General features: G+C 44.1%; 37 protein-coding genes and 1 rRNA gene (1 of these 38 only partly in view). 3 read left to right on the forward strand and 35 right to left on the reverse strand.

Going from position 1 to position 22,795, the window contains the following annotated elements; all coding sequences use genetic code 11:
- The 3 genes from NSQ58_RS01370 to NSQ58_RS01380 form a co-directional block, all read right to left on the reverse strand.
- Nucleotides 1–37: ribosomal RNA gene (locus tag NSQ58_RS01370) — 16S ribosomal RNA — on the reverse strand (it extends 1,519 nt beyond the left edge of the window).
- Between the two features lie 423 nt (nt 38–460).
- Complete coding sequence (locus NSQ58_RS01375) at nt 461–691, reverse strand: hypothetical protein (RefSeq protein WP_013312131.1); 231 nt, start codon at nt 689–691, stop codon at nt 461–463.
- Between the two features lie 192 nt (nt 692–883).
- Nucleotides 884–1,498, reverse strand: a complete 615-nt coding sequence (locus tag NSQ58_RS01380) for a stage II sporulation protein M (RefSeq protein ID WP_338532885.1) — start codon at nt 1,496–1,498, stop codon at nt 884–886.
- Between the two features lie 95 nt (nt 1,499–1,593).
- On the opposite strand from NSQ58_RS01380, the gene pdaB reads away from it, so the two are divergent.
- Nucleotides 1,594–2,373, forward strand: a complete 780-nt coding sequence (gene pdaB, locus NSQ58_RS01385) for a polysaccharide deacetylase family sporulation protein PdaB (protein ID WP_023990485.1) — start codon at nt 1,594–1,596, stop codon at nt 2,371–2,373.
- Between the two features lie 106 nt (nt 2,374–2,479).
- Nucleotides 2,480–3,214, forward strand: coding sequence for a spore germination lipoprotein GerD (gene gerD / locus NSQ58_RS01390; RefSeq protein ID WP_341056772.1), 735 nt, complete (start codon nt 2,480–2,482; stop codon nt 3,212–3,214).
- A gap of 34 nt (nt 3,215–3,248) precedes the next feature.
- Here the strand turns inward: gerD and NSQ58_RS01395 are convergent, their stop codons facing one another.
- The 4 genes from NSQ58_RS01395 to NSQ58_RS01410 form a co-directional block, all read right to left on the reverse strand.
- Nucleotides 3,249–4,355 carry an Mrp/NBP35 family ATP-binding protein gene (locus tag NSQ58_RS01395; RefSeq protein ID WP_068939388.1) on the reverse strand — a complete coding sequence of 369 codons (1,107 nt, stop codon included), beginning with the start codon at nt 4,353–4,355 and terminating at the stop codon, nt 3,249–3,251.
- Between the two features lie 59 nt (nt 4,356–4,414).
- Nucleotides 4,415–5,191: an N-acetylmuramoyl-L-alanine amidase CwlD gene (cwlD, locus tag NSQ58_RS01400; protein ID WP_341056773.1), complete on the reverse strand. Its 777-nt coding sequence runs from the start codon at nt 5,189–5,191 to the stop codon at nt 4,415–4,417.
- Nucleotides 5,192–5,259: 68 nt separating this feature from the next.
- The gene (gene sat, locus NSQ58_RS01405) at nt 5,260–6,429 is read right to left on the reverse strand and encodes a sulfate adenylyltransferase (RefSeq protein WP_341056774.1); all 1,170 of its coding nucleotides are present in this window, start codon (nt 6,427–6,429) and stop codon (nt 5,260–5,262) included.
- Between the two features lie 53 nt (nt 6,430–6,482).
- Nucleotides 6,483–7,175, reverse strand: a complete 693-nt coding sequence (locus NSQ58_RS01410; protein ID WP_264454483.1) for a phosphoadenylyl-sulfate reductase — start codon at nt 7,173–7,175, stop codon at nt 6,483–6,485.
- A gap of 969 nt (nt 7,176–8,144) precedes the next feature.
- Between NSQ58_RS01410 and NSQ58_RS26720 the strand changes: the two genes are divergently transcribed.
- On the forward strand, nt 8,145–8,387 hold the full coding sequence (locus NSQ58_RS26720) for a hypothetical protein (protein WP_279836224.1): 243 nt from the start codon (nt 8,145–8,147) through the stop codon (nt 8,385–8,387).
- A 507-nt stretch (nt 8,388–8,894) separates the two neighbouring features.
- On the opposite strand, the gene rpsI is transcribed toward NSQ58_RS26720, so the two are convergent.
- The 28 genes from rpsI to rplV form a co-directional block, all read right to left on the reverse strand.
- The gene (rpsI, locus tag NSQ58_RS01415; protein ID WP_013312140.1) at nt 8,895–9,287 is read right to left on the reverse strand and encodes a 30S ribosomal protein S9; all 393 of its coding nucleotides are present in this window, start codon (nt 9,285–9,287) and stop codon (nt 8,895–8,897) included.
- Between the two features lie 20 nt (nt 9,288–9,307).
- A complete protein-coding gene (rplM, locus tag NSQ58_RS01420; RefSeq protein ID WP_013312141.1) occupies nt 9,308–9,745 on the reverse strand; it encodes a 50S ribosomal protein L13 in 438 nt (145 codons plus the stop codon).
- 183 nt (nt 9,746–9,928) lie between these two features.
- Nucleotides 9,929–10,714, reverse strand: a complete 786-nt coding sequence (gene truA / locus NSQ58_RS01425; protein ID WP_023990555.1) for a tRNA pseudouridine(38-40) synthase TruA — start codon at nt 10,712–10,714, stop codon at nt 9,929–9,931.
- A gap of 151 nt (nt 10,715–10,865) precedes the next feature.
- Complete coding sequence (rplQ, locus tag NSQ58_RS01430; RefSeq protein ID WP_013312143.1) at nt 10,866–11,231, reverse strand: 50S ribosomal protein L17; 366 nt, start codon at nt 11,229–11,231, stop codon at nt 10,866–10,868.
- Nucleotides 11,232–11,265: 34 nt separating this feature from the next.
- Nucleotides 11,266–12,210 (reverse strand): DNA-directed RNA polymerase subunit alpha, encoded by a 945-nt coding sequence (locus NSQ58_RS01435; RefSeq protein WP_007432558.1) that lies wholly within the window; start codon nt 12,208–12,210, stop codon nt 11,266–11,268.
- Between the two features lie 135 nt (nt 12,211–12,345).
- On the reverse strand, nt 12,346–12,741 hold the full coding sequence (gene rpsK / locus NSQ58_RS01440) for a 30S ribosomal protein S11 (protein ID WP_013312144.1): 396 nt from the start codon (nt 12,739–12,741) through the stop codon (nt 12,346–12,348).
- 19 nt (nt 12,742–12,760) lie between these two features.
- Nucleotides 12,761–13,129, reverse strand: a complete 369-nt coding sequence (gene rpsM, locus NSQ58_RS01445; RefSeq protein WP_007432560.1) for a 30S ribosomal protein S13 — start codon at nt 13,127–13,129, stop codon at nt 12,761–12,763.
- 21 nt (nt 13,130–13,150) lie between these two features.
- Nucleotides 13,151–13,264, reverse strand: coding sequence for a 50S ribosomal protein L36 (rpmJ, locus tag NSQ58_RS01450; protein WP_003333770.1), 114 nt, complete (start codon nt 13,262–13,264; stop codon nt 13,151–13,153).
- A gap of 117 nt (nt 13,265–13,381) precedes the next feature.
- A complete protein-coding gene (gene infA, locus NSQ58_RS01455) occupies nt 13,382–13,597 on the reverse strand; it encodes a translation initiation factor IF-1 (RefSeq protein WP_006212898.1) in 216 nt (71 codons plus the stop codon).
- A gap of 2 nt (nt 13,598–13,599) precedes the next feature.
- Nucleotides 13,600–13,908, reverse strand: a complete 309-nt coding sequence (locus NSQ58_RS01460; RefSeq protein ID WP_013312145.1) for a KOW domain-containing RNA-binding protein — start codon at nt 13,906–13,908, stop codon at nt 13,600–13,602.
- Between the two features lie 9 nt (nt 13,909–13,917).
- On the reverse strand, nt 13,918–14,457 hold the full coding sequence (locus NSQ58_RS01465) for a M24 family metallopeptidase (RefSeq protein ID WP_023990556.1): 540 nt from the start codon (nt 14,455–14,457) through the stop codon (nt 13,918–13,920).
- A 5-nt stretch (nt 14,458–14,462) separates the two neighbouring features.
- Complete coding sequence (locus NSQ58_RS01470) at nt 14,463–15,107, reverse strand: adenylate kinase (protein WP_013312147.1); 645 nt, start codon at nt 15,105–15,107, stop codon at nt 14,463–14,465.
- 90 nt (nt 15,108–15,197) lie between these two features.
- Complete coding sequence (secY, locus tag NSQ58_RS01475; protein ID WP_013312148.1) at nt 15,198–16,496, reverse strand: preprotein translocase subunit SecY; 1,299 nt, start codon at nt 16,494–16,496, stop codon at nt 15,198–15,200.
- The gene (gene rplO / locus NSQ58_RS01480; RefSeq protein ID WP_013312149.1) at nt 16,496–16,936 is read right to left on the reverse strand and encodes a 50S ribosomal protein L15; all 441 of its coding nucleotides are present in this window, start codon (nt 16,934–16,936) and stop codon (nt 16,496–16,498) included. The genes secY and rplO overlap by 1 nt, the downstream gene beginning before the upstream one ends.
- 43 nt (nt 16,937–16,979) lie before the next feature.
- Nucleotides 16,980–17,165 carry a 50S ribosomal protein L30 gene (gene rpmD, locus NSQ58_RS01485; RefSeq protein WP_013312150.1) on the reverse strand — a complete coding sequence of 62 codons (186 nt, stop codon included), beginning with the start codon at nt 17,163–17,165 and terminating at the stop codon, nt 16,980–16,982.
- Between the two features lie 12 nt (nt 17,166–17,177).
- Nucleotides 17,178–17,675, reverse strand: a complete 498-nt coding sequence (gene rpsE / locus NSQ58_RS01490) for a 30S ribosomal protein S5 (protein WP_013312151.1) — start codon at nt 17,673–17,675, stop codon at nt 17,178–17,180.
- Nucleotides 17,676–17,702: 27 nt separating this feature from the next.
- Nucleotides 17,703–18,071 carry a 50S ribosomal protein L18 gene (rplR, locus tag NSQ58_RS01495; RefSeq protein ID WP_007432568.1) on the reverse strand — a complete coding sequence of 123 codons (369 nt, stop codon included), beginning with the start codon at nt 18,069–18,071 and terminating at the stop codon, nt 17,703–17,705.
- 115 nt (nt 18,072–18,186) lie between these two features.
- Nucleotides 18,187–18,729: a 50S ribosomal protein L6 gene (rplF, locus tag NSQ58_RS01500; protein ID WP_013312152.1), complete on the reverse strand. Its 543-nt coding sequence runs from the start codon at nt 18,727–18,729 to the stop codon at nt 18,187–18,189.
- Between the two features lie 33 nt (nt 18,730–18,762).
- Nucleotides 18,763–19,161 carry a 30S ribosomal protein S8 gene (gene rpsH, locus NSQ58_RS01505; protein WP_007432570.1) on the reverse strand — a complete coding sequence of 133 codons (399 nt, stop codon included), beginning with the start codon at nt 19,159–19,161 and terminating at the stop codon, nt 18,763–18,765.
- Nucleotides 19,162–19,193: 32 nt separating this feature from the next.
- Nucleotides 19,194–19,379, reverse strand: a complete 186-nt coding sequence (locus tag NSQ58_RS01510; protein WP_013312154.1) for a type Z 30S ribosomal protein S14 — start codon at nt 19,377–19,379, stop codon at nt 19,194–19,196.
- Nucleotides 19,380–19,455: 76 nt separating this feature from the next.
- Entirely contained in the window at nt 19,456–20,001 is a 546-nt protein-coding gene (gene rplE / locus NSQ58_RS01515; protein ID WP_007432571.1) for a 50S ribosomal protein L5, read from the reverse strand.
- Nucleotides 20,002–20,032: 31 nt separating this feature from the next.
- Nucleotides 20,033–20,386 (reverse strand): 50S ribosomal protein L24, encoded by a 354-nt coding sequence (gene rplX, locus NSQ58_RS01520; RefSeq protein ID WP_013312155.1) that lies wholly within the window; start codon nt 20,384–20,386, stop codon nt 20,033–20,035.
- A gap of 36 nt (nt 20,387–20,422) precedes the next feature.
- Complete coding sequence (gene rplN / locus NSQ58_RS01525; RefSeq protein ID WP_007432573.1) at nt 20,423–20,791, reverse strand: 50S ribosomal protein L14; 369 nt, start codon at nt 20,789–20,791, stop codon at nt 20,423–20,425.
- A 34-nt stretch (nt 20,792–20,825) separates the two neighbouring features.
- Nucleotides 20,826–21,089: a 30S ribosomal protein S17 gene (gene rpsQ / locus NSQ58_RS01530; protein ID WP_007432574.1), complete on the reverse strand. Its 264-nt coding sequence runs from the start codon at nt 21,087–21,089 to the stop codon at nt 20,826–20,828.
- Nucleotides 21,090–21,139: 50 nt separating this feature from the next.
- Nucleotides 21,140–21,337 carry a 50S ribosomal protein L29 gene (gene rpmC / locus NSQ58_RS01535; RefSeq protein WP_007432575.1) on the reverse strand — a complete coding sequence of 66 codons (198 nt, stop codon included), beginning with the start codon at nt 21,335–21,337 and terminating at the stop codon, nt 21,140–21,142.
- Nucleotides 21,327–21,761, reverse strand: coding sequence for a 50S ribosomal protein L16 (rplP, locus tag NSQ58_RS01540; RefSeq protein WP_007432576.1), 435 nt, complete (start codon nt 21,759–21,761; stop codon nt 21,327–21,329). Before rplP ends, rpmC begins: the two co-directional genes overlap by 11 nt.
- Before the next feature lie 2 nt (nt 21,762–21,763).
- A complete protein-coding gene (gene rpsC, locus NSQ58_RS01545; RefSeq protein WP_013312156.1) occupies nt 21,764–22,429 on the reverse strand; it encodes a 30S ribosomal protein S3 in 666 nt (221 codons plus the stop codon).
- Nucleotides 22,430–22,442: 13 nt separating this feature from the next.
- A complete protein-coding gene (rplV, locus tag NSQ58_RS01550; RefSeq protein ID WP_013312157.1) occupies nt 22,443–22,775 on the reverse strand; it encodes a 50S ribosomal protein L22 in 333 nt (110 codons plus the stop codon).
- Nucleotides 22,776–22,795: the final 20 nt, after the last annotated feature.

Genomic DNA, 22,795 nt, shown 5'->3' on the forward strand with positions numbered 1-22,795 from the left:
AGCGTTCGTCCTGAGCCAGGATCAAACTCTCCATTAAAGACCAACCGAAGTTGGTTTATAGAAAGAGCGATAAGCTCATTTTGAAACTGACGAGATTAAATATCTCTTGTTTGCTTCCATCTTATACAGCCTGACGGCATGTACCAAAATTTCAGCGTTGGATTTTGTAAACAAAATCCGTACTCACTCGTTGTTCAGTTTTCAAAGATCAAACTTGCATAATGTCTTACTTTGTTTCGTCACCGCGTCTCAGTGACGACCTTTATAATATATCATCTCTTTTTAGAATTTGCAAGAGTTTTTTTAATTTCTTTTTTTCGAGCAAATCCTTCAAAAAGGAACGAAAATTAATTTACCATGAATATTGAATAGAGTCAATACTTTTTTTGATATCAGAAAGTATAATCTTTTTAAAATAGTTTACTTCCTGATATCTCTGATATAGTTTCATCTTATCTTTTCATTGTTTGGTTTGTGGGACTCGCCCTCTGCGAGCATATTTTGATAGTTCCTTGGCGGGTGCAAAACGGGCATACATGCGAAAGACTGTTTTATATCGTAGTGCGATTGCGTAGCGAATATCTTGATCCAATCGAGTATCGCTCATATCAAGCAGCATTTCATCTAGCTCCTTACGAAGAACGTAGTCAAGTTCCTTGCATTCTTTTTCGTTAAACAGCATTCCCAACATATGACCATACTCCCTTATCAGCAGATTATATAGTACTTATATTTGCTCAACTATTGTTCCAATCTTTACCTGTTTTTAAACTCAACTGCTAAGGTTTCAAACTTACCCCGATTAATCTTCAGCTTCTCTTTAGGCTCTCCCCTTTGTTATGTTCAATTTTTAGGAAATATATAAATAATTGGCCATAATATTTTATTGTGACAATAAACGATAAGTTATGCCACTCTCAATTGCAGCTGCTATAAGCAGTAAGATGACAGACCATATGGACACCCTCAACGTTTGTTTCATAAATAAATCCCACACTGGGCCAGTTACTTTGCGCTTTAGCCCTATGCTTGTACCTATAGTAGACATTATGTTGATTCCAAACTTCAATCCGAAGGCACAGGCGATAATCAAAACAGGCAATTCAATCACACCGTGAGGCAGTAACCCTTTGACAACAACTTCATACATACTTCTTCCCATATCTGTCTGCAAGTGTACTACAAACCCTAAAACCATACCGTTCACAATTAAAAATATAAACGGTACGATTCCAAATACTGCCCCCATAAATATAACCAGCACACATTTAATTGCATTATTGAAAAAGATGAATACAAAAAAACTCCATTGTGGATGCTCAGAATTCTGCAAGCGCTGCGCTACTTCTCCCAGTCCCTCCATTTGTTGCGCCAGCATGGATTGAATAGTGCCTGTACTTAACCATCCCACCATAATACTTGTGCAGAAAAGAAATGCAGAGATTAAAATTAACCGTCTTGTCGTGTGTAAATCGTGAAAAAATGCTTTTAGTCCCATTTGATAATTCCTCCTATTGGTTCAATGGAATAATTGACAACCCCCGGCATAGCTTTAAGTAAACAAGCACTTCGATGAAAGGGGCGTTATTAACCATGAATTCTTTTTTCTATGTATTGAACGGTAAAAAAATCAAACGATTCTTAATCGTAATGGCTGCAGCCGTCTTTACTGTTGGAGTCATTTATGTAGAAACCGATAATGTTACGGTTTTTTCCGAGGAAGCACCAACCGCTATTTATAGTGTACCCACGGACAAAAAGCTGATCGCTCTCACCTTTGATATTAGTTGGGGTGATAAGCGTACTGCCCCCATCTTAAAAGTCCTTGAGGATAAAAAAGTGACTAAGTCCACCTTTTTTCTTTCTGCCCCTTGGAGTAAAACACATCCAGAGCTTGTGAATCAGATTAAAGAAAGTGGATTTGAGATCGGCAGTCATGGCCATAAACACGAAAATTACAGTAGCTTAAGCGATGAAGATATTCGTAAGCAGATTTCCATTGCTCATACCACATTAACCGAACTGACGGGACAGTCCCCGAAGTTGATCCGTATGCCTAATGGCGACTTTGATAAAAGGGTCCTTCAGGTTGCCGGCACTTTAGGCTACAAAACCATTCAGTGGGATACAGATTCCCTGGACTGGAAAAACCCTGGTACTCAGGTCATAATCGACCGTGTTGTAAATAAAGCGCATCCTGGCGATATCGTCCTTCTGCATGCCAGTGATTCCTGTAAACAAACACATGAAGCCTTGCCCGTCATTATCGACAAGTTGCGCGCACAAGGCTATGAATTCGTGACTGTATCTGAACTGCTTCAACAGGGTACAGTAAAAGGCAAAGAGGTACGCGATCAAGCACTGGGTCTTTAAGGAGTTATTTTACATCGTTCTCAGCTAAAAACCAAAAGCAAATCGACATATTTCTCCGCATTCATCCGCATACTATCCACATTCATGATGAAGGAGGAATACGGCCATGAATTGGACTCGTTTGCGATTTGTTAGCACGGTATGCGTACTGGGCGTTGCACTGAGTGGCTGCGGCTCGGATCAGGGTTCTGCGCCCCCCCAGAACAGTTATAAAGAGATGAAAACGATGGTTGTCGATATCTTGAAAAGCGATGCCGGAAAAAAAGCCGTAGAAGAGGCTTTAACCGGGGAAAGCACTTCAAAAGAAGGACAATCCGGTCAAAGCAGTGAAGAGGGTGGGGCTGGTGGTGGATCTGGTGGCAGCATGGGAATGAAAATGCTTATGCCCATGCAATCGGCTGAACAGATGAAGATCGCAGTCAAAGATACTTTGGTATCACCTGAATATAAAAAAGAAATCGAAAAAATTATGACTGATCCGCGTTTTGCGGGAGAATTTGCCAAAGCCATCAACAGCCAAAGCAAACAGCTTCATATGCAACTTATAAAAGACCCTTCTTATCAAAAATCAATTGAAGCGATGCTTAAGTCGCCAGAACTGACCAAGATGTATATGGACTTAACTAAAACTCCTGAATATCGCAAACAATCTATGACAGTCATGCATGATGCCATGCAGAATCCGATTTTTCGGCTTGAAGTCATGAATTTACTTAAAACTGTCGTACAAGAGGAACTCCAACCTAAGGTTGAGAAAAAAAGCGGTGAGCAAGGTGGCTCTGCTGATCAGAAGCAAGATGGTGGTGGTGGAGGCGAAGGAGAACAAGGTGGAGGCCAATAATAAAAAGGCTGGTTCAACAACCAGCCTTTTTTTCTTATTCAAATTCCGCGTGCAACGTCGTAATTTGAGCAGCAATATCATTGTAAATTTCCCCTGTCGCCGACTCGGATTTATATACGGATGGAGAAAAGTCGGCTTCTGAAGGGTGATTGTCTGGGATACCCAGCGGAATTTGCGCCAGCAGCTTCGTATGAAGGGTATCTGCCAGCATAGCCCCGCCACCGCGTCCAAAAACATAGTCCTTTTCTCCGGTGGAGGATACATAATAGGACATGTTCTCCACAACACCAATGACCTTATGATCTGTTTGGAGCGCCATAGCCCCTGCACGTGCAGCTACAAAAGCTGCAGTTGCATGTGGGGTAGTGACAATGATTTCTTCACTCTGCGGAATCATTTGATGTACGTCAAGCGCTACATCGCCAGTCCCTGGTGGTAAATCGAGTATCATATAATCCAGTTGTCCCCATTCAACATCACTAAAAAACTGTCTGAGCATTCTCCCCAGCATGGGACCTCTCCAAATCACCGGATTGTTCTCTCTGACAAAGAAGCCCATAGACATGATTTTGATACCGAATCGCTCCACCGGCTGAATGATACCATCTTCGACAGAAGGAACCTCCTCCACCCCGATCATATCCGGCACGCTAAATCCATAGATATCCGCATCAATTAAACCCACACGCTTCCCCTGTCTAGCTAAAGCAGCAGCCAAATTTACAGCTACTGTCGATTTTCCGACACCACCTTTTCCGCTTGCAATGGCAATAAACCGGACGCCAGATGCTGGGCTAAGCAGCTCATGTTCTTCCATACCGACAGCATGTCCTTTGGTCAAAACCGGGTCAGCGGCTTCCTCGGTATTCTCCACAGCTTGAATTGCGGACTTTTCATGCTCAGATGCCTCACGAATACGAATATGGACGTGGCTTAATCCCGCCTCTTCTAACGTCTGCCGGATTTCCCGCTCCAGTTCTGCACACGTTTCTTCCTGGCTATTCAAACTAATAGCGGTCAAGGATACCCGATCCTCTTTAACAACCACATCCCGAATAAAATGGAGATCGACTAGACGGCGTCCTGTTTGAGGCTCCCGTACTTGTTGAAGTAGCTCTATAACTTGCTCTCTTGATTGCATGAATTATCAGCACCTCTGCTTTAATGAATTACGGAGTGGTAAACACTTACAGTATACCACTATCTGGCCTCAGGTGCTGGTGAGATCCCCTTTTCCCCGGCACTGTAACGCAAAATCCCCTTATATATGGACGCCGCCACCTGCCTTTGATAGTTCACGTCACTTAGTCGTCTGGCTTCCTCTGGATGGGACAAAAATCCGACTTCTACAAGGGCTGATGGCATTTTGAGAGCTTTCAATAAATAAACTGTGTTCACGGTCTTAGCTACTCTATTCGTGTTTTCCAAGTTACGCTTGATCTCTTCCTGAATTAAGGACGCCAAATTCTCGTTATCTGCATGGTTAGGGACGAAAAAGGTCTGTGCTCCACTCCAACGGCTCGACGGGATACTGTTCATATGAATACTTAGAAAGAGGTCTGCTTTCTGCTCCTCAATTATACGCACACGCTGCTTCAAATCCTCCGTTTTCCTTCTGGCGTAACCTTTCGTTTCTTGCTGCGCCAGGTCGCGGTCATCCTCACGTGTCATGACAACAACAGCACCTGCTTGCTGCAAATAATCCCGCAAATAAAAAGCGATTGCCAGATTAATATCCTTTTCAATAATTCCTTCTTTGCTAACCGCCCCTCCATCAGGCCCTCCGTGTCCAGCATCTATAGCAATTACTTTACCAGTAAGGGGTAAACTCCAATGGGTCCAAGCTCTCGAAGCAGGTATCTCATACAATGCCAGTGTAATAAACAGAACGGCGAGACAACAGCCCAACAGCATTTTTTGCAACGTCCGATAGCGAATCCACAGTGTAACCTCGTGTTTACGATTATTTTTTTGCATAACAAAACGCCTCCGTCCTATACAGATACTAATAATCTATATGGGACGAGGCGTGTAGATAGTACAACTCAGGCATGAACAAATTCTTTCATACCTTCAATCAGCACTTGAGCGACTTCCGGTCGTGTAAATTCAGGTGGCGGGCAAACCCCAGAGCGCAACAATTCCCGTACCTTGGTGCCCGAGAGCGTCAAATGATGCTCCTTGGGATGTGGGCATGTTTTACTTGAGGCCATATTTCCACATCGAGTGCAATAAAAGCTGTGTTCAAAGAACAATGGAGTAATCCCCAGCTCTTCAGGTGTAAAGTGCCTGAAAATTTCCTGTGCTTCGTAGGTACCATAATAGTCTCCTACCCCGGCATGATCCCTTCCAACAATAAAATGGGTGCAGCCATAGTTTTTTCGCACAATAGCATGGAAAATGGCCTCTCTAGGACCCGCGTATCGCATGGCAGCAGGAAATACCCCCAGAAAAGTCAGATCAGCCGGATAATAATTGTCCAGCAGCACCAGATAGCTCTTCATACGCACATCTGCCGGAACGTCATCTGACTTGGTTTCACCAACGAGTGGGTTTAGAAACAAAGCATCCACAATCTCCATCGCGCTTTTCTGGATGTACTCATGCGCCCGGTGTACCGGATTTCGTGTTTGAAAACCGACCACTGTTTTCCAGCCTTTTTCTACAAAATAGTCGCGTGTCTGTGATGGTGTATAGTAAAACTCACTAAATTGTGTGGGCTCCGGCCGATTCAGCACTTGCACAGATCCACCAACATACGTAGCAGGTCGATCTAACAGTTTGTTTACGCCAGGATGAGCAGGGTCATCGGTCTTGAATACTCGTCTGGCTTCCTCAGCCTGATCTACCTGATAAATACTTTCAATATCAAGTACAGCATAGATAGTATCGTCTGTTTCACCCACCAAAGCCACCTGCTGACCTAATTTCAGTTCACTGGCTACACTTTCTACAACTGCAAGAGTAATGGGAATACTCCAGACTGTACCATCGGCAAGACGCATATCTGTTACCACCGACCGATAATCAGATTCATTCATAAACCCCGTCAAAGGAGAGAAAGCTCCCACTCCAATCAAATCCAGATCAGAAATGGTCCATGAGTTTACACGGATAGGAAACAATTCTCCTGCAGCCTGCAAAAGTGCTTTTTGCTCCGGTCCTGTAATGATTTTATCAACAAGTGTTCCGCCATGCGGAAGAATTGCAGTCATAATGCACTTCCCTTCTCTTCATAAATACGACTCATAGTTACCTGAATACCATTTTATTGATGGAGCCCACACTCTGTTTTCTCATTGCCTGACCAGCGACCTGCACGAGGGTCTTCACCTGGTAGAACTTCACGGGTACATTGCTCACAACCGATACTGGGATAATTGCGGTCATGCAATGGATTATACAGTACTTCATGAGTACGGATATAGTTCCATACATCCTCGGATGTCCAGCTTGCCAAGGGATTAAATTTAACGAGTCCAAACTTTTCATCATACTCTACCTTTTTTGAATTCGCACGGGTAGGGGCCTGATCCCGGCGAATACCAGTAATCCATGCATCGTATTGTGACAAAATGCGTGTCAGTGGCTCAACTTTGCGTATACCACAACATGTGTTAGGATCTGTTTTCCACAGTTCCTCTCCATGCTCAGCCGCTTGCTCTTCAGGAGTAATTAAGGGAGAGACCCTGACAAAATCCAAATTATATCTGGCTTTCATCTGATCTCGCGTATCATAAGTTTCTTGAAAATGAAAGTCGGTGTCCAAGTAAAAAATGTCGGTGGAAGGGCTAATTTTTTGAAGCATATCTACTAGTACTACATCTTCTGCTCCGAAGCTACAAGCAAAGGTAAGATTGGGAAATGTAAGAACAGCATACTGGATAACTTCCTCTGGCGTAGCCTCTTCCAGTTCAATTGCCTTGATTCTAATCAACGCTTCTTTCTCCAATAAATTCATTATCAATGCGCCTCCATATGAAGATTCATAAATAAGTGTCATTTCAATACCGACTAAACTAATAAGATTAAATACAGTATAAAACTTTCACAATCATTGTCAATCCAAGGCAAAATGTCCTGATGTAAGCATTTATCCACCCAAATTTGCAGGAATGTTGTTCTGTCAGCATTCTTTAATGCTTTCTTGCGTATCCAACCAAGTTCATTGGCTTTATATAAAATATTCTTATACCAAACACTTGAAAATGGTCCATAGGCTCTTTGGTTACTAAAAATAACTAGTGTAGCTGAAGGTATGCTTGAATGGAGGCTTTTTACGTCAACAAAGACGGCTTGTTCTCTACTCTGCTGAAGACAAAGGCGTACCACCAGTACGCTTTTAAACAAAGGGCTTTCTTATATAACATTATATGGGAATAGTTTGGTCCTTGAAGGAATACATCCTATAGTTTTGACTTTGGAAGAGCAAGCCGAACGTGCGGATAAGCATTTTTTTGACAACCTACCTTGCTACGCAAAATTACTTAGTTGAATGATTTCTATAGCCAAAATGTATTATTGTACTATACATATGCTTGTGGATCTTCTGAGTGAAATGCTTTAGAGGCATCTAGGAGCAGCGTATCCTAATCTTGGCCTAGTGCGCGGCAGCCATCGATAATGCTGAACAGCTTTGGGTTGCTTGATCAAGCAAGAATCATCTGTAGAAGAAAGCAACATCGTTTCTGAATCTAAGATTATCGAAGGGTGCTAACCGAGGGAATTGAAAATAACTTTAGGTTTCAAAGCTCTTATTTTGCATTCCAAAGATGAAGTCCGTATGTGGACGAGTTCAGATGAAGGCAAACTAGCCTTTACTCGAATTTTTAGCCAGATGAAATCGACTACACTATTCTGGAGCTCTGGCGTCAGCGATGCTTTCATTGTGGAAATTATAAAAGAAATGACTGCGCGCTGAACTCTTATTATGCCTCTATCCAATCCTAAAGCGCTTGTAGAGGCAATTCCCGAGGAATTGATCCACTGGACACAAGCAAGACTCTTATCGCTACTGGAAGCCTATTTAAAGCCTGTCATCAAGGAGGGTCAATTTTATGAGGGTAGACACAGTCGGACAATACAGGGTGCTCCCGGTTATAGTTTGGAGCGATTGCTGTGTAGACTATTTCCATTACCAGTAACATGTAAATCGCCGTTGCCATTGCAGTAGCATAGAAAGCGGACAGTGCTAGGCTAACGAGCGTCCTTCTCTCAGTGCACACAAATAAAAAGAGGTATTCCTTGCCGTATCCCTAGCTACGCCCAAAACAACTGCACAAGAGGCATAGACAGTACCAGCCAGAACATATCAAGGGACTTTACATAAACAACTGAAAGCAAAGTGTCTCGTGAAACAGCACTTAGCAGAGAATATTAAGATGAGGCTAATTTGATAGTCGAACATTATATTTTAGTCACAGGTTATAAACATTACAGAATAAACTCCGTGGAAATAGCCAACTGTATTTGTGTATAACAATATCGTCTTCAATTACATCGTGGATAACTTTTCGTGTTCCATGCATTTGCATGCGGTTATTTATGTATTCGCAGAAACATGCTGAAGCCCATGAATTTTAGAGTAGGTCTACTTATCCACATGTGGATAATAATCAGGAAATGACTAAATAAAAAAGAACCCTTTCCATAAGGAAAAGGTTCTTCTGTATTCGAAATATTAACGTTTCGAGAACTGTGGTGCACGACGAGCGGCTTTGAGACCGTATTTTTTACGTTCTTTCATACGTGGGTCACGAGTCAAGAAGCCTGCTTTTTTCAAAGCTGGACGGAATTCCGGATCTGCTTTCAACAGAGCACGGGAAATACCGTGGCGAATTGCGCCGGCTTGACCAGAGATACCACCACCATGAGCGATAACGAGTACGTCATAGCTGCCAACTGTTTCTGTCAGGTTCAGTGGTTGTTTTACGATCAGTTTGAGAGTTTCCAAACCGAAATATTCATTAATATCACGCTTATTGATGACAATGCGTCCTTCACCCGGTACGAGACGAACACGAGCTACCGAATGTTTACGACGACCTGTCCCATAGTATTGTACTTGTGCCATGAAACTGTCCTCCCTTTTAATTATCCGCGAAGTTCGTAAACTTCAGGTTTTTGTGCTGCATGTGGATGCTCAGTGCCTCTGTAAGCTTTAAGTCTCAGCTTCATTTTCTCGCCTTGACGAGTTTTAGGAAGCATACCGTGAACAGCCAATTCCAACATACGCTCAGGCTTGTTCTTAACCATTTCTTGTGCAACCGTTACTTTCAGACCACCCGGATGCAGGGAGTGACGGTAGTATTTCTTGTTCTCCATTTTTTTACCGGTCAATACGATTTTTTCCGCATTGATTACAACAACAAAATCACCTGTGTCCACATGTGGTGTAAATTGTGGCTTGTGTTTGCCGCGAATCAACGCAGCCGCTTCGCTTGCCAGACGGCCGAGCGTTTTGCCTTCGGCATCAATGATGTGCCAGTTGCGCTCAACTTCATTTGGCTTCGCCATATACGTAGTACGCATGAAAAGTATCCTCCTTAAGTTCGTTAACAGAAATCATCATTTATCTTCGTTCGTTAAGTTGCTGCATTATTGATGGATTAGATGTTAATTTAAAGTGATTATCTTAATTGGGGCTGTGGGAAAGCCATTAAGAAAACACAACTTTTATATTACAGGATAACCATCAATTCCGCAAGGGTAAAATCAATGTTTTTTGATGTTTTCGTCGTACTCTACATTCCAGAGCGTTAAAGCGTGTCCAACGGCCGTAGGTCCGGCCTTTGAACGATTTTTCGCCTCTAAAATGGAAGGAATATCATCCGACGATTTTTTGCCTTCTCCCACTTCCAGCAAAGTACCCATAATAATCCGAACCATGTGCTGCAAAAATCCGCTACCTGTAATATAAGTATGGATAATTCCCTGATCATCCGAGTCCGGACGTGAAAAGGAATGGTCTACTGTCATATAGGCTTCGTAAATAGTGCGAACATGATTCGTCTTTTGGGAACGTCGAGATGCGAACGAAGTATAGTCAAAGGTGCCAACTAAATGAGCTAACCCTTCCTCCATCGCTCTTACATCCAGACTCGTTGGATGATGGGCCTGTGTACGACGGTGAAAGATGTCCGGAAACCGGTTCGCATTAATACTGTACCGATATGTCTTCCGCTTCGCCATGCGGCGTGCATGAAAGGACAGTGGCACCTCTCTCGCATCCGTAACGATGATATCACGAGGCAACCAGGCATTAAGTGCCAGACACCAGCGCTGCAACGGAATCGGCGATTCAGTGTGAAAATTGAATACCTGCCCGTATGCATGTACACCTGCATCTGTACGGCCTGAGCCTGTAATTTTAAGACGCTCGCCCGTCAATGAGTAAATAGCATGTTCAAGGCAGTCCTGAATGGTGTTACCGTTAGGCTGCGTCTGAAAGCCATCATAGTGGGTTCCGTCATAGTTCACCTTCATGCACAAGTTCCGCATGCTTCTCACACCTTTGTAGGGGTAGTCTCTGGCCTTGCAAGGAATAACCGAACATAACAAAGGAGAAGCCCCTCAAGGACTCCTCCAAGAGAAAAAAAGGGTTGTTCAGAATCAAGCCGATTCTGTCCACCCTTCCCTCATCTTCGCCTGTTTACGCGCGGTCAACCAATTCCAGATATACCATTGGAGCGGCGTCGCCACGACGAGGTCCCAATTTCAGGATACGAGTGTATCCACCTGGACGCTCAGTGTAACGTGTAGCCAATTCGCTAAACAGCTTTTGGATTGCATCCTGCTCACCATCCAAAGTTTCACGGCGAACGAACGCAGCCACTTGACGACGTGCGTGCAGATCTCCTTTTTTCGCTTTGGTGATCAGTTTTTCAGCAATAGAACGAACTTCTTTCGCTTTAGCCTCAGTAGTTTGGATACGCTCATACAAGAACAGATCGGTTACCAAATCACGAAACAAAGCTTTACGGGCACTGGAGTTACGGCCCAATTTTTGGTATGCCATGTAATTTCCCCTCCTTCACAAAAACGTTGCTGTACTATTCTTCCGTACGAAGTCCTAAACCAAGTTCCTCGAGCTTCTCTTGTACTTCTTCCAAAGATTTGCGACCCAAGTTACGGACCTTCATCATATCTTCTTCAGATTTAGTCGTGAGTTCTTGTACCGTATTGATACCAGCGCGCTTAAGGCAGTTATAGGAACGGACGGAGAGATCCAGCTCTTCGATCGTCATTTCAAGAACTTTTTCTTTCTTGTCTTCTTCTTTTTCAACCATAATTTCAGCATCTTTTGCCTCGTCCGTGAGACCCACGAACAACATCACATGCTCGGTCAAAATTTTGGCTCCAAGGCTCACTGCTTCCTCGGGACGAATACTTCCGTCAGTCCAAACCTCAAGTGTCAGCTTGTCATAATTCGTAACCTGGCCGACACGCGTATTTTCTACGCCGTAGTTCACGCGTGCAATCGGAGTGTAGATGGAGTCGACGGGAATGACGCCGATCGGCTGGTCATCACGTTTGTTCCGATCCTGCTTAACGTAACCGCGACCGCGATTGGCAAAAATACGCATGTGAAGTCTCGAACCCGGTCCGAGCGTAGCAATGTGAAGATCCGGATTAAGAATTTCCACATCACTATCCGCACGGATATCTCCTGCCGTTACAACTCCTTCGCCTTCCGCATCGATTTCGAGTACTTTCTCTTCATCCGAGTGGATTTTAAGCGATAAAGCTTTCAAGTTCAGAATGATCTCCGTTACGTCTTCCTTCACACCGGGAACCGTTGCAAACTCGTGCAGAACCCCATCGATCTGAACCGATGTGACTGCTGCCCCCGGTAACGAGGATAACAGAATACGGCGAAGCGAGTTTCCCAACGTCGTACCGTATCCGCGTTCCAGCGGTTCTACTACGAATTTTCCATAGGTGCCATCATCATTGACGTCAACCGTCTCAATTTTCGGCTTTTCGATTTCTATCACTGCAATATCCCTCCTTCAAAACGTCGCTCCTATATGAAACATTCACCTTATCCATAGTCTATCATGCAGTATACCTAAACATCCATTCTTGGCAGTTTGTGCCGGATCTATACTACACGCAGAGGAGAAATCTCATTAGACGCGACGACGTTTTGGAGGACGGCATCCGTTATGAGGTACCGGAGTTACGTCTTTGATCAGGTTAACTTCCAAACCAGCAGCTTGCAAAGAGCGGATTGCTGCTTCGCGACCTGCACCAGGTCCTTTAACCATGACTTCGACAGTTTTCATGCCGTGTTCCATAGCAGCTTTAGCAGCAGTTTCTGCGGCCATTTGCGCTGCGAATGGAGTAGATTTACGGGAACCACGGAATCCCATGCCGCCTGAACTGGCCCAAGAGATTGCGTTACCGTGTGGATCTGTGATCGTAACGATCGTGTTGTTGAACGTGGAACGGATGTGTGCCACGCCAGTTTCGATATTTTTACGGTCACGGCGTTTTGTACGTACAACTTTTTTCGGTTTAGCCATTGAATGTTATCCTCCCTTCTTATTTCTTTTTGTTCGCTACAGTCCGACGAGGACCTTTACGGGTACGAGCATTAGTTTTAGTACGTTGTCCGCGAACAGGCAACCCACGACGGTGACGAACACCACGGTAGCAGCCAATCTCAGTCAGACGTTTAATATTCAAGGAAATTTCACGACGCAGATCGCCTTCTACTTTAACTTCTTTGTCGATCGTTTCACGTAATTTGCTCACTTCATCTTCAGTCAAATCACGAACACGCGTGTTTGCACTGATGCCTGTTTCCTTCAAGATTTTCTGAGAAGTCGTTTTACCGATTCCGAAAATGTAAGTCAAGGCGATCTCAACGCGTTTGTCACGTGGCAAATCCACACCAGCTATACGAGCCATTTTACGCTACACCCCCTTCTATTAACCTTGTTTTTGTTTGTGTTTCGGATTTTCGCAAATAACCATTACGTTCCCTTTGCGGCGAATGACTTTGCATTTTTCGCAAATAGGTTTTACAGAAGGTCTTACCTTCATGTTGATTACCTCCTCCAAGCTTTACCCTGGTAAAACTCGCTTCGTGAACATTCACATCGTTTTGCCGAGCAAAACAAGTTTTTTAAATGACATACGTTTAATAAAAACCTGCATGAATTACTTGCGGTACGTTATACGGCCTTTGGTTAAATCGTAAGGCGATAACTGTACAACCACCTTGTCGCCTGTCAAAATACGGATAAAGTGCATCCGCAGCTTTCCGGAAACATGAGCAAGAATTTGATGACCGTTCTCCAGCTCTACCTTGAACGTAGCGTTCGGCAGTGGCTCGATTACCGTACCTTCAACCTCAATGACATCTTCTTTGGCCAAAGTCAGTCTCCTTTCTCTTCAGCTTGGTATTCGGACGAGTCCAGGAAAGTTTTCACTGCATGGCGCAGCTTTCCATTCGTCACCCGACCGCTTTCGTTTAAACTGTTTACAATCTCGCTACTAATCTTTGGCTGAGGCACCAAATGAAGAACATTTTTCTTCTTCGCTTGATCAAACTTTCGTTTATCCCCATCCGCAATATATACAAACCTGCTATCTGCTACTGAAACGACAACCGCAATCTGTCCGGCACCTCTGCCTTTCAGAATCTTCACCAGCTGACCGATTTGCAGGTTTCCTTGCTGAATCATTACAATCACCTACGCACTCAGTTTCGTGAAAATGTCCATGCCGCCCGTTTCGCACGTCACCGCTTGCTCGTTATGAGCACATGAGGTTACGTTCATCGTAACGACCGTCCAGTTGTCTTCCAGCGTCCCTACATGGTGAGAACCTATCTGAATCATTGATTCAATAGCCAGCCCAATGCCGGTTTTCAGCCTCGGCCCCTGCTCAGGAATACCACGGTTTGGATTCTCAATATATTGCTGAATGGCATGCGACATTGTAAACTGGCGAGTTTTCGCGATGATATCGCCTTTGTTTAACTTGCGTTTGCCGGGAAATCCGTGCACCAGTTGTTCGTTGACTGAAGCGCAAATGCTAGCAGGAAAACCGTTATAACCTTTAAAAGACGGCACAGCTCCCTGACTGCGAATATACCGATCAGCTAAATGATCAAGTTCACCGGTCGTAATACCGGGCTCGATGTGTCCTGCCAAGAGATGATCCGTTTCCGTATCTATTCTCTTAGCTTTCCTCATAAAGCTTGATTCCGTCCCCGACTTGCAAATGATCATTACAGCTAACCCCGCAACAAGGACACGATATTTTGGGAAACCACATCAATATCCTGTTCTCCGTCAATATGACGCAGAAGATTCTGGTTCTCATAAAACGTGAGGAGTGGTGCTGTTTTATTACTATATTCGTCAAGTCGTGTTCTTACGCTATCTTCATTATCGTCAGGACGCTGATAGAGTTCCCCACCGTCTTTATCGCAAATGCCTTCAACCTTAGGAGGATTAAAGACAATATGATAGCTAGTTCCGCAGCTTTTACAAACCCGCCGTCCTGTGATTCGTGCCAACAAGTTGTCACTATCCACTTTCAGGTTGATGACGTCATCTAGCTTCGTATTCAAACGACCCAAAATTTGATCCAAGGCTTCAGCTTGAGCCAAAGTTCTTGGAAAACCGTCCAGCAAGAACCCTTTCTTGCAATCTGGCTGTTGTAGCCGTTCTTCAACGATACCGATTGTTACGTCATCCGGAACAAGTTCACCCTTGTCGATATATTCTTTAGCTTTAATGCCAATAGGTGTTCCCTGTTTCATCGCTAGGCGAAAAGCATCACCTGTCGAGATATGAGGAATGCCGAATTCCTTCACAATGACATCTGCTTGTGTACCTTTACCAGCCCCCGGAGGGCCCATGATCAAAATATTCACAATCTGTCACTCCTCAAGACGACCCCTACACAAGAAACAGCACAAAAGGTGCCGGTAAGCATGCGAACATCCTAAGCCGGTACCTATTGCCTATTTGTTGATGAAGCCTTTGTAATGGCGTTTGATCAGTTGGCTTTCGATTTGCTTCATTGTATCCAATGCTACACCAATGATGATGAGCAATGAAGTACCGCCAATTTGCACGGAACGAGGCAAGCCCGAAAGCGAACCGAAGAATACCGGCAAAACGGATATGACTGCCAGAAACAAGGCTCCTGTCATTGTCAAACGTGACATTACTCGTGTCAAGTATTTCTCCGTGGCTTTACCCGGGCGAATTCCCGGAATATAACCGCCGTTTTTCTTCATATTGTCGGCCATTTGCTGCGGATTCATCTGTACAAAGGTATAGAAGAATGTGAAACCGATAATCATTACGACATACAAAACCATGCCCAGCGGCTTGTCATAATACAAGTAAGTGGTAACCCACTTAGCCCAAACATGATCTGCCCAGAAACTCGCAATAATTGTCGGGAATTGCAGCAATGATACCGCAAAGATTACCGGAATAACGCCTGCCGCATTAATTTTCATCGGAATATGCGTATTCTGGCCACCGTACATTTTGTTGCCAACTACACGTTTCGCGTATTGTACCGGGATTTTCCGAATACCTTGCTGGATGTAGATAACACCAACAATAATCAGAACAATCACCAGGGCAATTATAATTGCCTTCAGAATATTCATAAACAGCTGATCTGCCTGAATAAACTGAGATTCTACAACCGTCCGAATATGTCTTGGAATACCCGCTGCAATCCCTGCGAAGATAACAATAGAGATACCATTGCCGATTCCCTTTTCGGTAATTTGCTCACCGAGCCACATAAGGAACGTAGTTCCTGCTGTAAGCACAATGGCAATGACCAGATAATCTGCAAAAGTGGCTCCTGGAATCATCGCTGCACCGTACAGTCGATTAAAGCCAATCGACGTTCCGAATGCTTGAATCAGGCCAAGTATTACCGTACCATAACGCGTAATTTGAGCCAACTTCTTTTTACCATGCTCTCCTTGTTTAGCCCATTCCGCAAGTTTCGGAATCACGTCCATTGACAGCAACTGTACAATGATGGACGCTGTAATATATGGCATAATCCCGAGGGCGAAGATCGAAAACTGATACAATGCGCCCCCTGAGAAGGTGTTAAGGAGTCCAAACAACTCGCTTCCTGCCTGATCCTGAGAAGTAAAGACTTGCTTGTTCACGCCGGGAACCGGCACAAAGGAGCCAATACGATATACAAAGAGTATAAACAGGGTGAACAGGATTCGGGTTCTAAGATCCTCAACCCGCCATATATTTTTCAGGGTCTTGAACATTAGATCACCTCGGTTTTACCGCCGGCAGCTTCAATTTTCTCTACCGCAGATTGAGAGAACTTGTTCGCTTTAACTGTCAATTTTACAGTGATTTCACCGTTACCCAGAATTTTGATTCCGGATTTAGCGTTTTTCACAATGCCATTGTTCAGCAAAAACTCAGGGCTTACTTCTGTACCCGCTGCAAAACTGTTCAAATCTTCGATATTCAAAACCGCATACTCTTTACGAGTAGGATTTACGAAACCGCGTTTAGGCAAGCGACGATACAGTGGGTTTTGACCACCCTCGAAGCCCGGACGTACACCACCGCCGGAACGAGCGTTTTGACCTTTATGACCACGACCAGAAGTTTTACCCGTACCGCTACTAGGACCACGACCCAAACGTTTACGTTCTTTGCGGGAGCCTGGAGCTGGGGAAAGCTCATGTAACTTCATCGTTCGTTGCACCTCCTTGATTATTGTTAAAATACTTTATTTCTTAAGCCTCAATTTCTTTAACAGAAACCAAATGGCTAACTTGATTAATCATCCCGCGAATAGCTGCATTGTCGGGTTGAACTACTTTATGGTTGATTTTACGCAAGCCGAGCGTTTTAACAGTCGTTCTCTGATTACCAGGACGGCCGATCAACGAACGAACGAGGGTAATTTCTAATTTCGCCATGATATTCCCTCCTTAGCCCAGCAGCTCTTCGATGGATTTGCCGCGCAATTTTGCAACTTCTTCAGCGCGTTTCAAGCGGGACAAACCTTCCAAAGTCGCATTGACCATATTCATGGAATTCGAAGAACCCAAAGATTTTGTCAAGATATCACCTACACCAGCAAGTTCCAGTACAGCACGAACCGGACCACCAGCGATAACTCCAGTACCTTCCGATGCCGGTTTCAACAGAACCCGGCCAGCACCGAACTTACCTGTAACAAGGTGAGGAATTGTTGTTCCTACGAGTGGAACGTGAACCAGGTTTTTCTTAGCATCTTCAATACCTTTGCGAATTGCATCAGGTACTTCGCCAGCTTTACCGATTCCAGCGCCTACCCAGCCGTTGCCGTCGCCCACTACTACCAGAGCACTGAAGCTGAAACGGCGTCCGCCTTTGACAACTTTAGCTACACGATTAATATTTACTACTCTTTCAGTCAGTTCCAAAGTATTCGGATCTACACGCAAGTCGTTAACCTCCTTTTGAGAAATGTCTTAGAATTCAAGGCCTGCTTCGCGAGCTGCATCAGCCAAAGCTTGAATCCGTCCATGATACAAGTATCCACCACGGTCAAATACGATGTTAGCATGGCCTTTTTCTTTCGCACGTTTAGCAACGAGTTCGCCAACTTTACGAGCTGCTTCTACACTACCGCCGTTTTTGATTTCGCTGCTCAGTTCTTTATCCATAGTGGATGCAGATACCAATGTTACACCAGCTACATCATCAATCAGTTGTGCGTAGATATGCTTGGAAGAGCGGAATACGTTCAAACGAGGACGTACAGCCGTACCTTCGATTTTCTTACGTACACGCAGATGTCTTCTGACACGTGCTTTATTTTTATCTTGTTTTGTAATCATCTCAAGTTTTCACTCCCTTCAGTTTGCCTTTTAAAACTTTATACTAAGACGCACTGGGTAAAAAAGAAGTACGAAGTCTTTCCTGCAGAAAGACCGCACAAAGTCGGTAAGAAACTTATTTCTTCTTACCGGCTTTACCTTCTTTACGAATGATGCGCTCGCCTTCGTATTTAATCCCTTTACCTTTGTACGGTTCAGGTTCACGAACGGAACGAATTTTAGCAGCGTAGGCACCTACACGCTCTTTATCAATTCCGCGAACGATGATTTTAGTGTTCGAAGGAACTTCGAATTCGATGCCCGCTTCCGGTGTGATTTCAACCGGGTGAGAGTATCCAACGTTCAGAACGATTTTATCTCCGGATTTGCTTGCACGATATCCGACCCCAACCAGCTCCAGAGATTTTGAAAACCCTTCAGTTACACCACTTACCATGTTGTTGACAACGCTGCGGGTTGTTCCATGCAAAGAGCGGTGAAGTTTGTTGTCCGAAGGACGAACTACATTAATTTCATTGTTTTCCACAGTAACGGACATGTCTTTATGAAGCTCACGAGTCAATGTTCCTTTAGGACCTTTAACTGTGATCGCTGTGTTGTTCAAAGTCACGTCAACACCACTTGGTACTGTGATTGGTTTACGACCAATACGGGACATATCTGTTGCACCTCCTATCTTTTAAACGTTATCTTACCAAACGTAGCAAACAACTTCTCCGCCGGCTTTGGACTGACGTGCTTCTTTGTCGGTCATGATACCTTTGGATGTTGAAATGATTGCGATCCCGAGTCCACCCAATACGCGTGGAATCTCATTGCTCTTCGTGTAAACGCGAAGACCTGGTTTACTGATTCTTTTCAAACCTGTAATAACACGCTCGTTGTTCGCACCGTATTTCAAGAAAATACGGATAATCCCTTGTTTGCTATCTTCAACAAATTCCGCATCACGAATGAATCCTTCACGTTTCAGGATGTCGGCGATTTGTTTTTTCATTGTAGATGCAGGCATTTCTACTGTTTCGTGACGAACTGTGTTCGCGTTACGAATACGAGTAAGCATATCTGCAATTGGATCAGACATAGTCATTGTGTATAAACCTCCTTCCCAAACAGGACTTTTTACCAGCTTGCTTTTTTCACGCCAGGAATCTGGCCTTTATAAGCTAATTCACGGAAGCAAATTCTGCAGATCTTAAACTTTTGCAGTACCGAATGTGGACGACCACAACGCTCGCAACGAGTGTAAGCACGAACTTTAAACTTTGGTGTGCGTTGTTGTTTGACTTTCATTGAAGTTTTTGCCACTTAGCCTGACACCTCCTAAATAGTTTCGGAGAACAGGGTGTCTTTAAAATCAGACGCCCGAAACGTTATGCCAACATTATTTTGCGAAAGGCATGCCCAGCTGAGTCAGAAGCTCACGGGACTCTTCGTCAGTTTTGGCAGTCGTTACGATAACGATGTCCATACCACGAACTTTATCAACTTGATCATACTCGATTTCCGGGAAGATCAACTGTTCTTTCAGACCAAGCGTGTAGTTACCACGTCCGTCGAAAGCTTTTGTCGATACACCATGGAAGTCACGTACGCGAGGAAGAGTAATGTTGAACAATTTGTCCAAGAAATAATACATACGCTCGCCACGAAGTGTTACCTTTACACCGATCGGCATGTTTTCACGCAATTTAAAACCTGCAATAGATTTTTTTGCGCGAGTGATTACTGGTTTTTGACCAGCAATCAGCTGCATGTCGTTGAGAGCTGAATCAAGTACTTTGGAGTTTTGGACTGCGTCGCCAACACCCATGTTGATTACAACTTTCTCGATTTTAGGCACTTGCATCACTGTTGTATAGTTGAACTTCTGCATCAAAGCAGGAGTGATTTCTTTCAAGAAACGTTCTTTCATTCTTGTTGTAGCCATGAATCATATACCTCCTTTCTTCAAAAAATAATTAGTCGATCACTTCGCCAGAACGTTTTGCAATGCGCACTTTTTTTCCGTTGTCCAAAACTTTGTAACCAACACGGGTTACTTTTCCGCTCTTCGGATCAATGTGCATAACGTTGGAAACGTGAATCGGAGCTTCTTTCTCGATGATGCCGCCTTGTGGATTCAGCTGATTAGGCTTTTGGTGTTTTTTAATCATGTTAACACCTTCCACAAGCACACGGTTTTGACGAGGGTAAGCAGCGATAACGCGACCTTTTTTACCTTTATCTTTACCTGTAATCACCAGAACAGTGTCGTCTTTTTTGACGTGAAGCTTGTTGTTATGGGATTCCAGAACTTTTTTCACTTTTGGCATTTCGTACACCTCCTACGGGCACATTTTAAGGTGAGTTTAGATCACTTCCGGAGCCAAGGAAACGATTTTCATGAAGTCCTTGTCACGAAGTTCGCGAGCAACTGGTCCGAAAATACGAGTACCACGTGGGCTCTTGTCTTCTTTAACGACCACTGCTGCGTTCTCGTCAAATCCGATGTAGGAACCGTCTTTACGGCGGATAGAACGTTTAGTACGAACAACAACCGCTCTTACTACATCACCCTTTTTGACAACGCCGCCTGGTGTTGCTTGTTTTACGGAACAAACGATCAGGTCACCAATTTGAGCTGTACGACGTCCCGTACCACCGAGCACACGGATACACATCAGTTCCTTCGCGCCGGAATTGTCAGCTACAGTCAAACGTGTAAATGGTTGAATCATTTATTTATCCTCCTTTCGGAAAAACTACACTACATTAGATTATAACAGCTTTTTCAACGATTTCGACCAGTCTCCAGTTTTTGTCTTTGGACAAAGGGCGAGTTTCCATGATTTTAACAGTATCACCAATTTGTGCAGTGTTGTTTTCATCATGAGCTTTGAATTTCTTAGTTACTTTAATACGTTTATGGTAGAGATCATGTTTTTTGTAAGTTTCTACAGCAATCACAATCGTTTTATCCATTTTGTCGCTGACTACTTTACCGACTAATACTTTACGGGCATTACGTTCGCTCATTGTTGGCCTCCTTCCTAATTACAGGCGGATTTTCCACCCGGTCTGATATCTTAGCTAATCCCAAGTTCTCTTTCACGGATCACAGTTTTAGCACGAGCAATTTCCTTACGCACAGCGCCGATCCGAGTCGGGTTATCAAGCTGACCGGTAGCGAGTTGAAAACGAAGGTTGAAAAGTTCTTCTTTAAAACCGGAGATCTTTTGTTCGATTTCAGCAGTGGTTAGGTTGCGGAATTCACTAGCCTTCATTTGCTTCACCACCCAATTCTTCACGTTTCACAAACTTAGTTTTGATTGGCAGTTTGTGAGCGGCAAGACGCATTGCTTCACGAGCAATCTCTTCCGGAACACCAGCAAGTTCGAACATAATCTTGCCTGGTTTCACTACTGCAACCCATTTTTCTACGTTACCTTTACCACTACCCATACGAACCTCAAGAGGCTTCTGAGTAATTGGTTTGTCAGGGAAAATTTTAATCCAAACCTTACCACCACGTTTGATGTAACGAGTCATCGCAATACGAGCAGCTTCGATTTGACGGTTAGTAATCCATGCAGGTTCAGTAGCTTGCAAACCGTACTCACCAAAGTTCAGTGTAGTACCGCCTTTTGCACGACCCTTCATATGACCACGTTGTTGTTTACGATGTTTTACGCGTTTTGGTACCAACATGATTAGTTGCCTCCTTCCTGAGGAGCTTGTTTCTTAGCTGGAGGAAGAACCTCTCCACGATAGATCCATACTTTTACGCCAAGACGACCGTAAGTAGTATGAGCTTCCGCTGTACCATAGTCAATGTCGGCACGAAGCGTATGCAGTGGAACAGTTCCTTCGCTGTACCCTTCGGAACGAGCGATTTCGGCACCGCCAAGACGTCCGCCTACTTGAGTTTTAATTCCTTTTGCTCCGGAGCGCATAGTTCTTTGAATCGCTTGTTTCAAAGCACGACGGAAAGAAACACGACGTTCCAATTGTTGTGCAATGCTTTCAGCAACCAGAATTGCGTCCAGTTCAGGATTTTTAATTTCAGAAATATTGATGTGTACCTTTTTACCGCCTGCGATTTTAGTAATTTCATTACGCAGATTTTCAACTTCAGAACCACCCTTACCGATAACCATACCTGGTTTCGCAGTGTGAATCGTTACGTTGACACGGTTAGCTGCTCTCTCGATTTCAACACGGGATACAGCGGAGTCTTTCAATCTTTTTTTCAGATGTTCACGAATTCTAACGTCTTCCAGCAAAAGATCACCGAAATCTTTGCCTGCATACCATTTGGATTCCCAATCACGGATAATACCGATTCGGAGTCCGACGGGATTTACCTTTTGGCCCACACGTTTTCCCTCCTTATTTTTCAGATACCACCAGAGTAATATGACTGGTGCGTTTGTTGATACGGCTTGCACGACCCATTGCACGCGGGCGGAATCGTTTCATTGTAGGACCTTGGTTTACAAAAACCTGAGATACTACCAATTTATTTACGTCCAAAGAGTAGTTGTGATCTGCATTCGCAATCGCAGAATTCAACAATTTCTCAACGACTGGAGAAGCGGACTTTGGAGTGTGACGAAGAATTGCAATCGCCTCACCAACCTGCTTACCGCGAATCAAATCGATAACAAGTTTCACTTTGCGAGCAGAAATCCGCACGGATTTAGCATGTGCTTTTGCTTCCATTGAGTTTACCTCCTCTCAAA

It is taken from the genome of Paenibacillus sp. FSL M7-0134 (assembly GCF_038007865.1).
GTDB classification, from domain to species: Bacteria; Bacillota; Bacilli; order Paenibacillales; family Paenibacillaceae; genus Paenibacillus; species Paenibacillus polymyxa_B.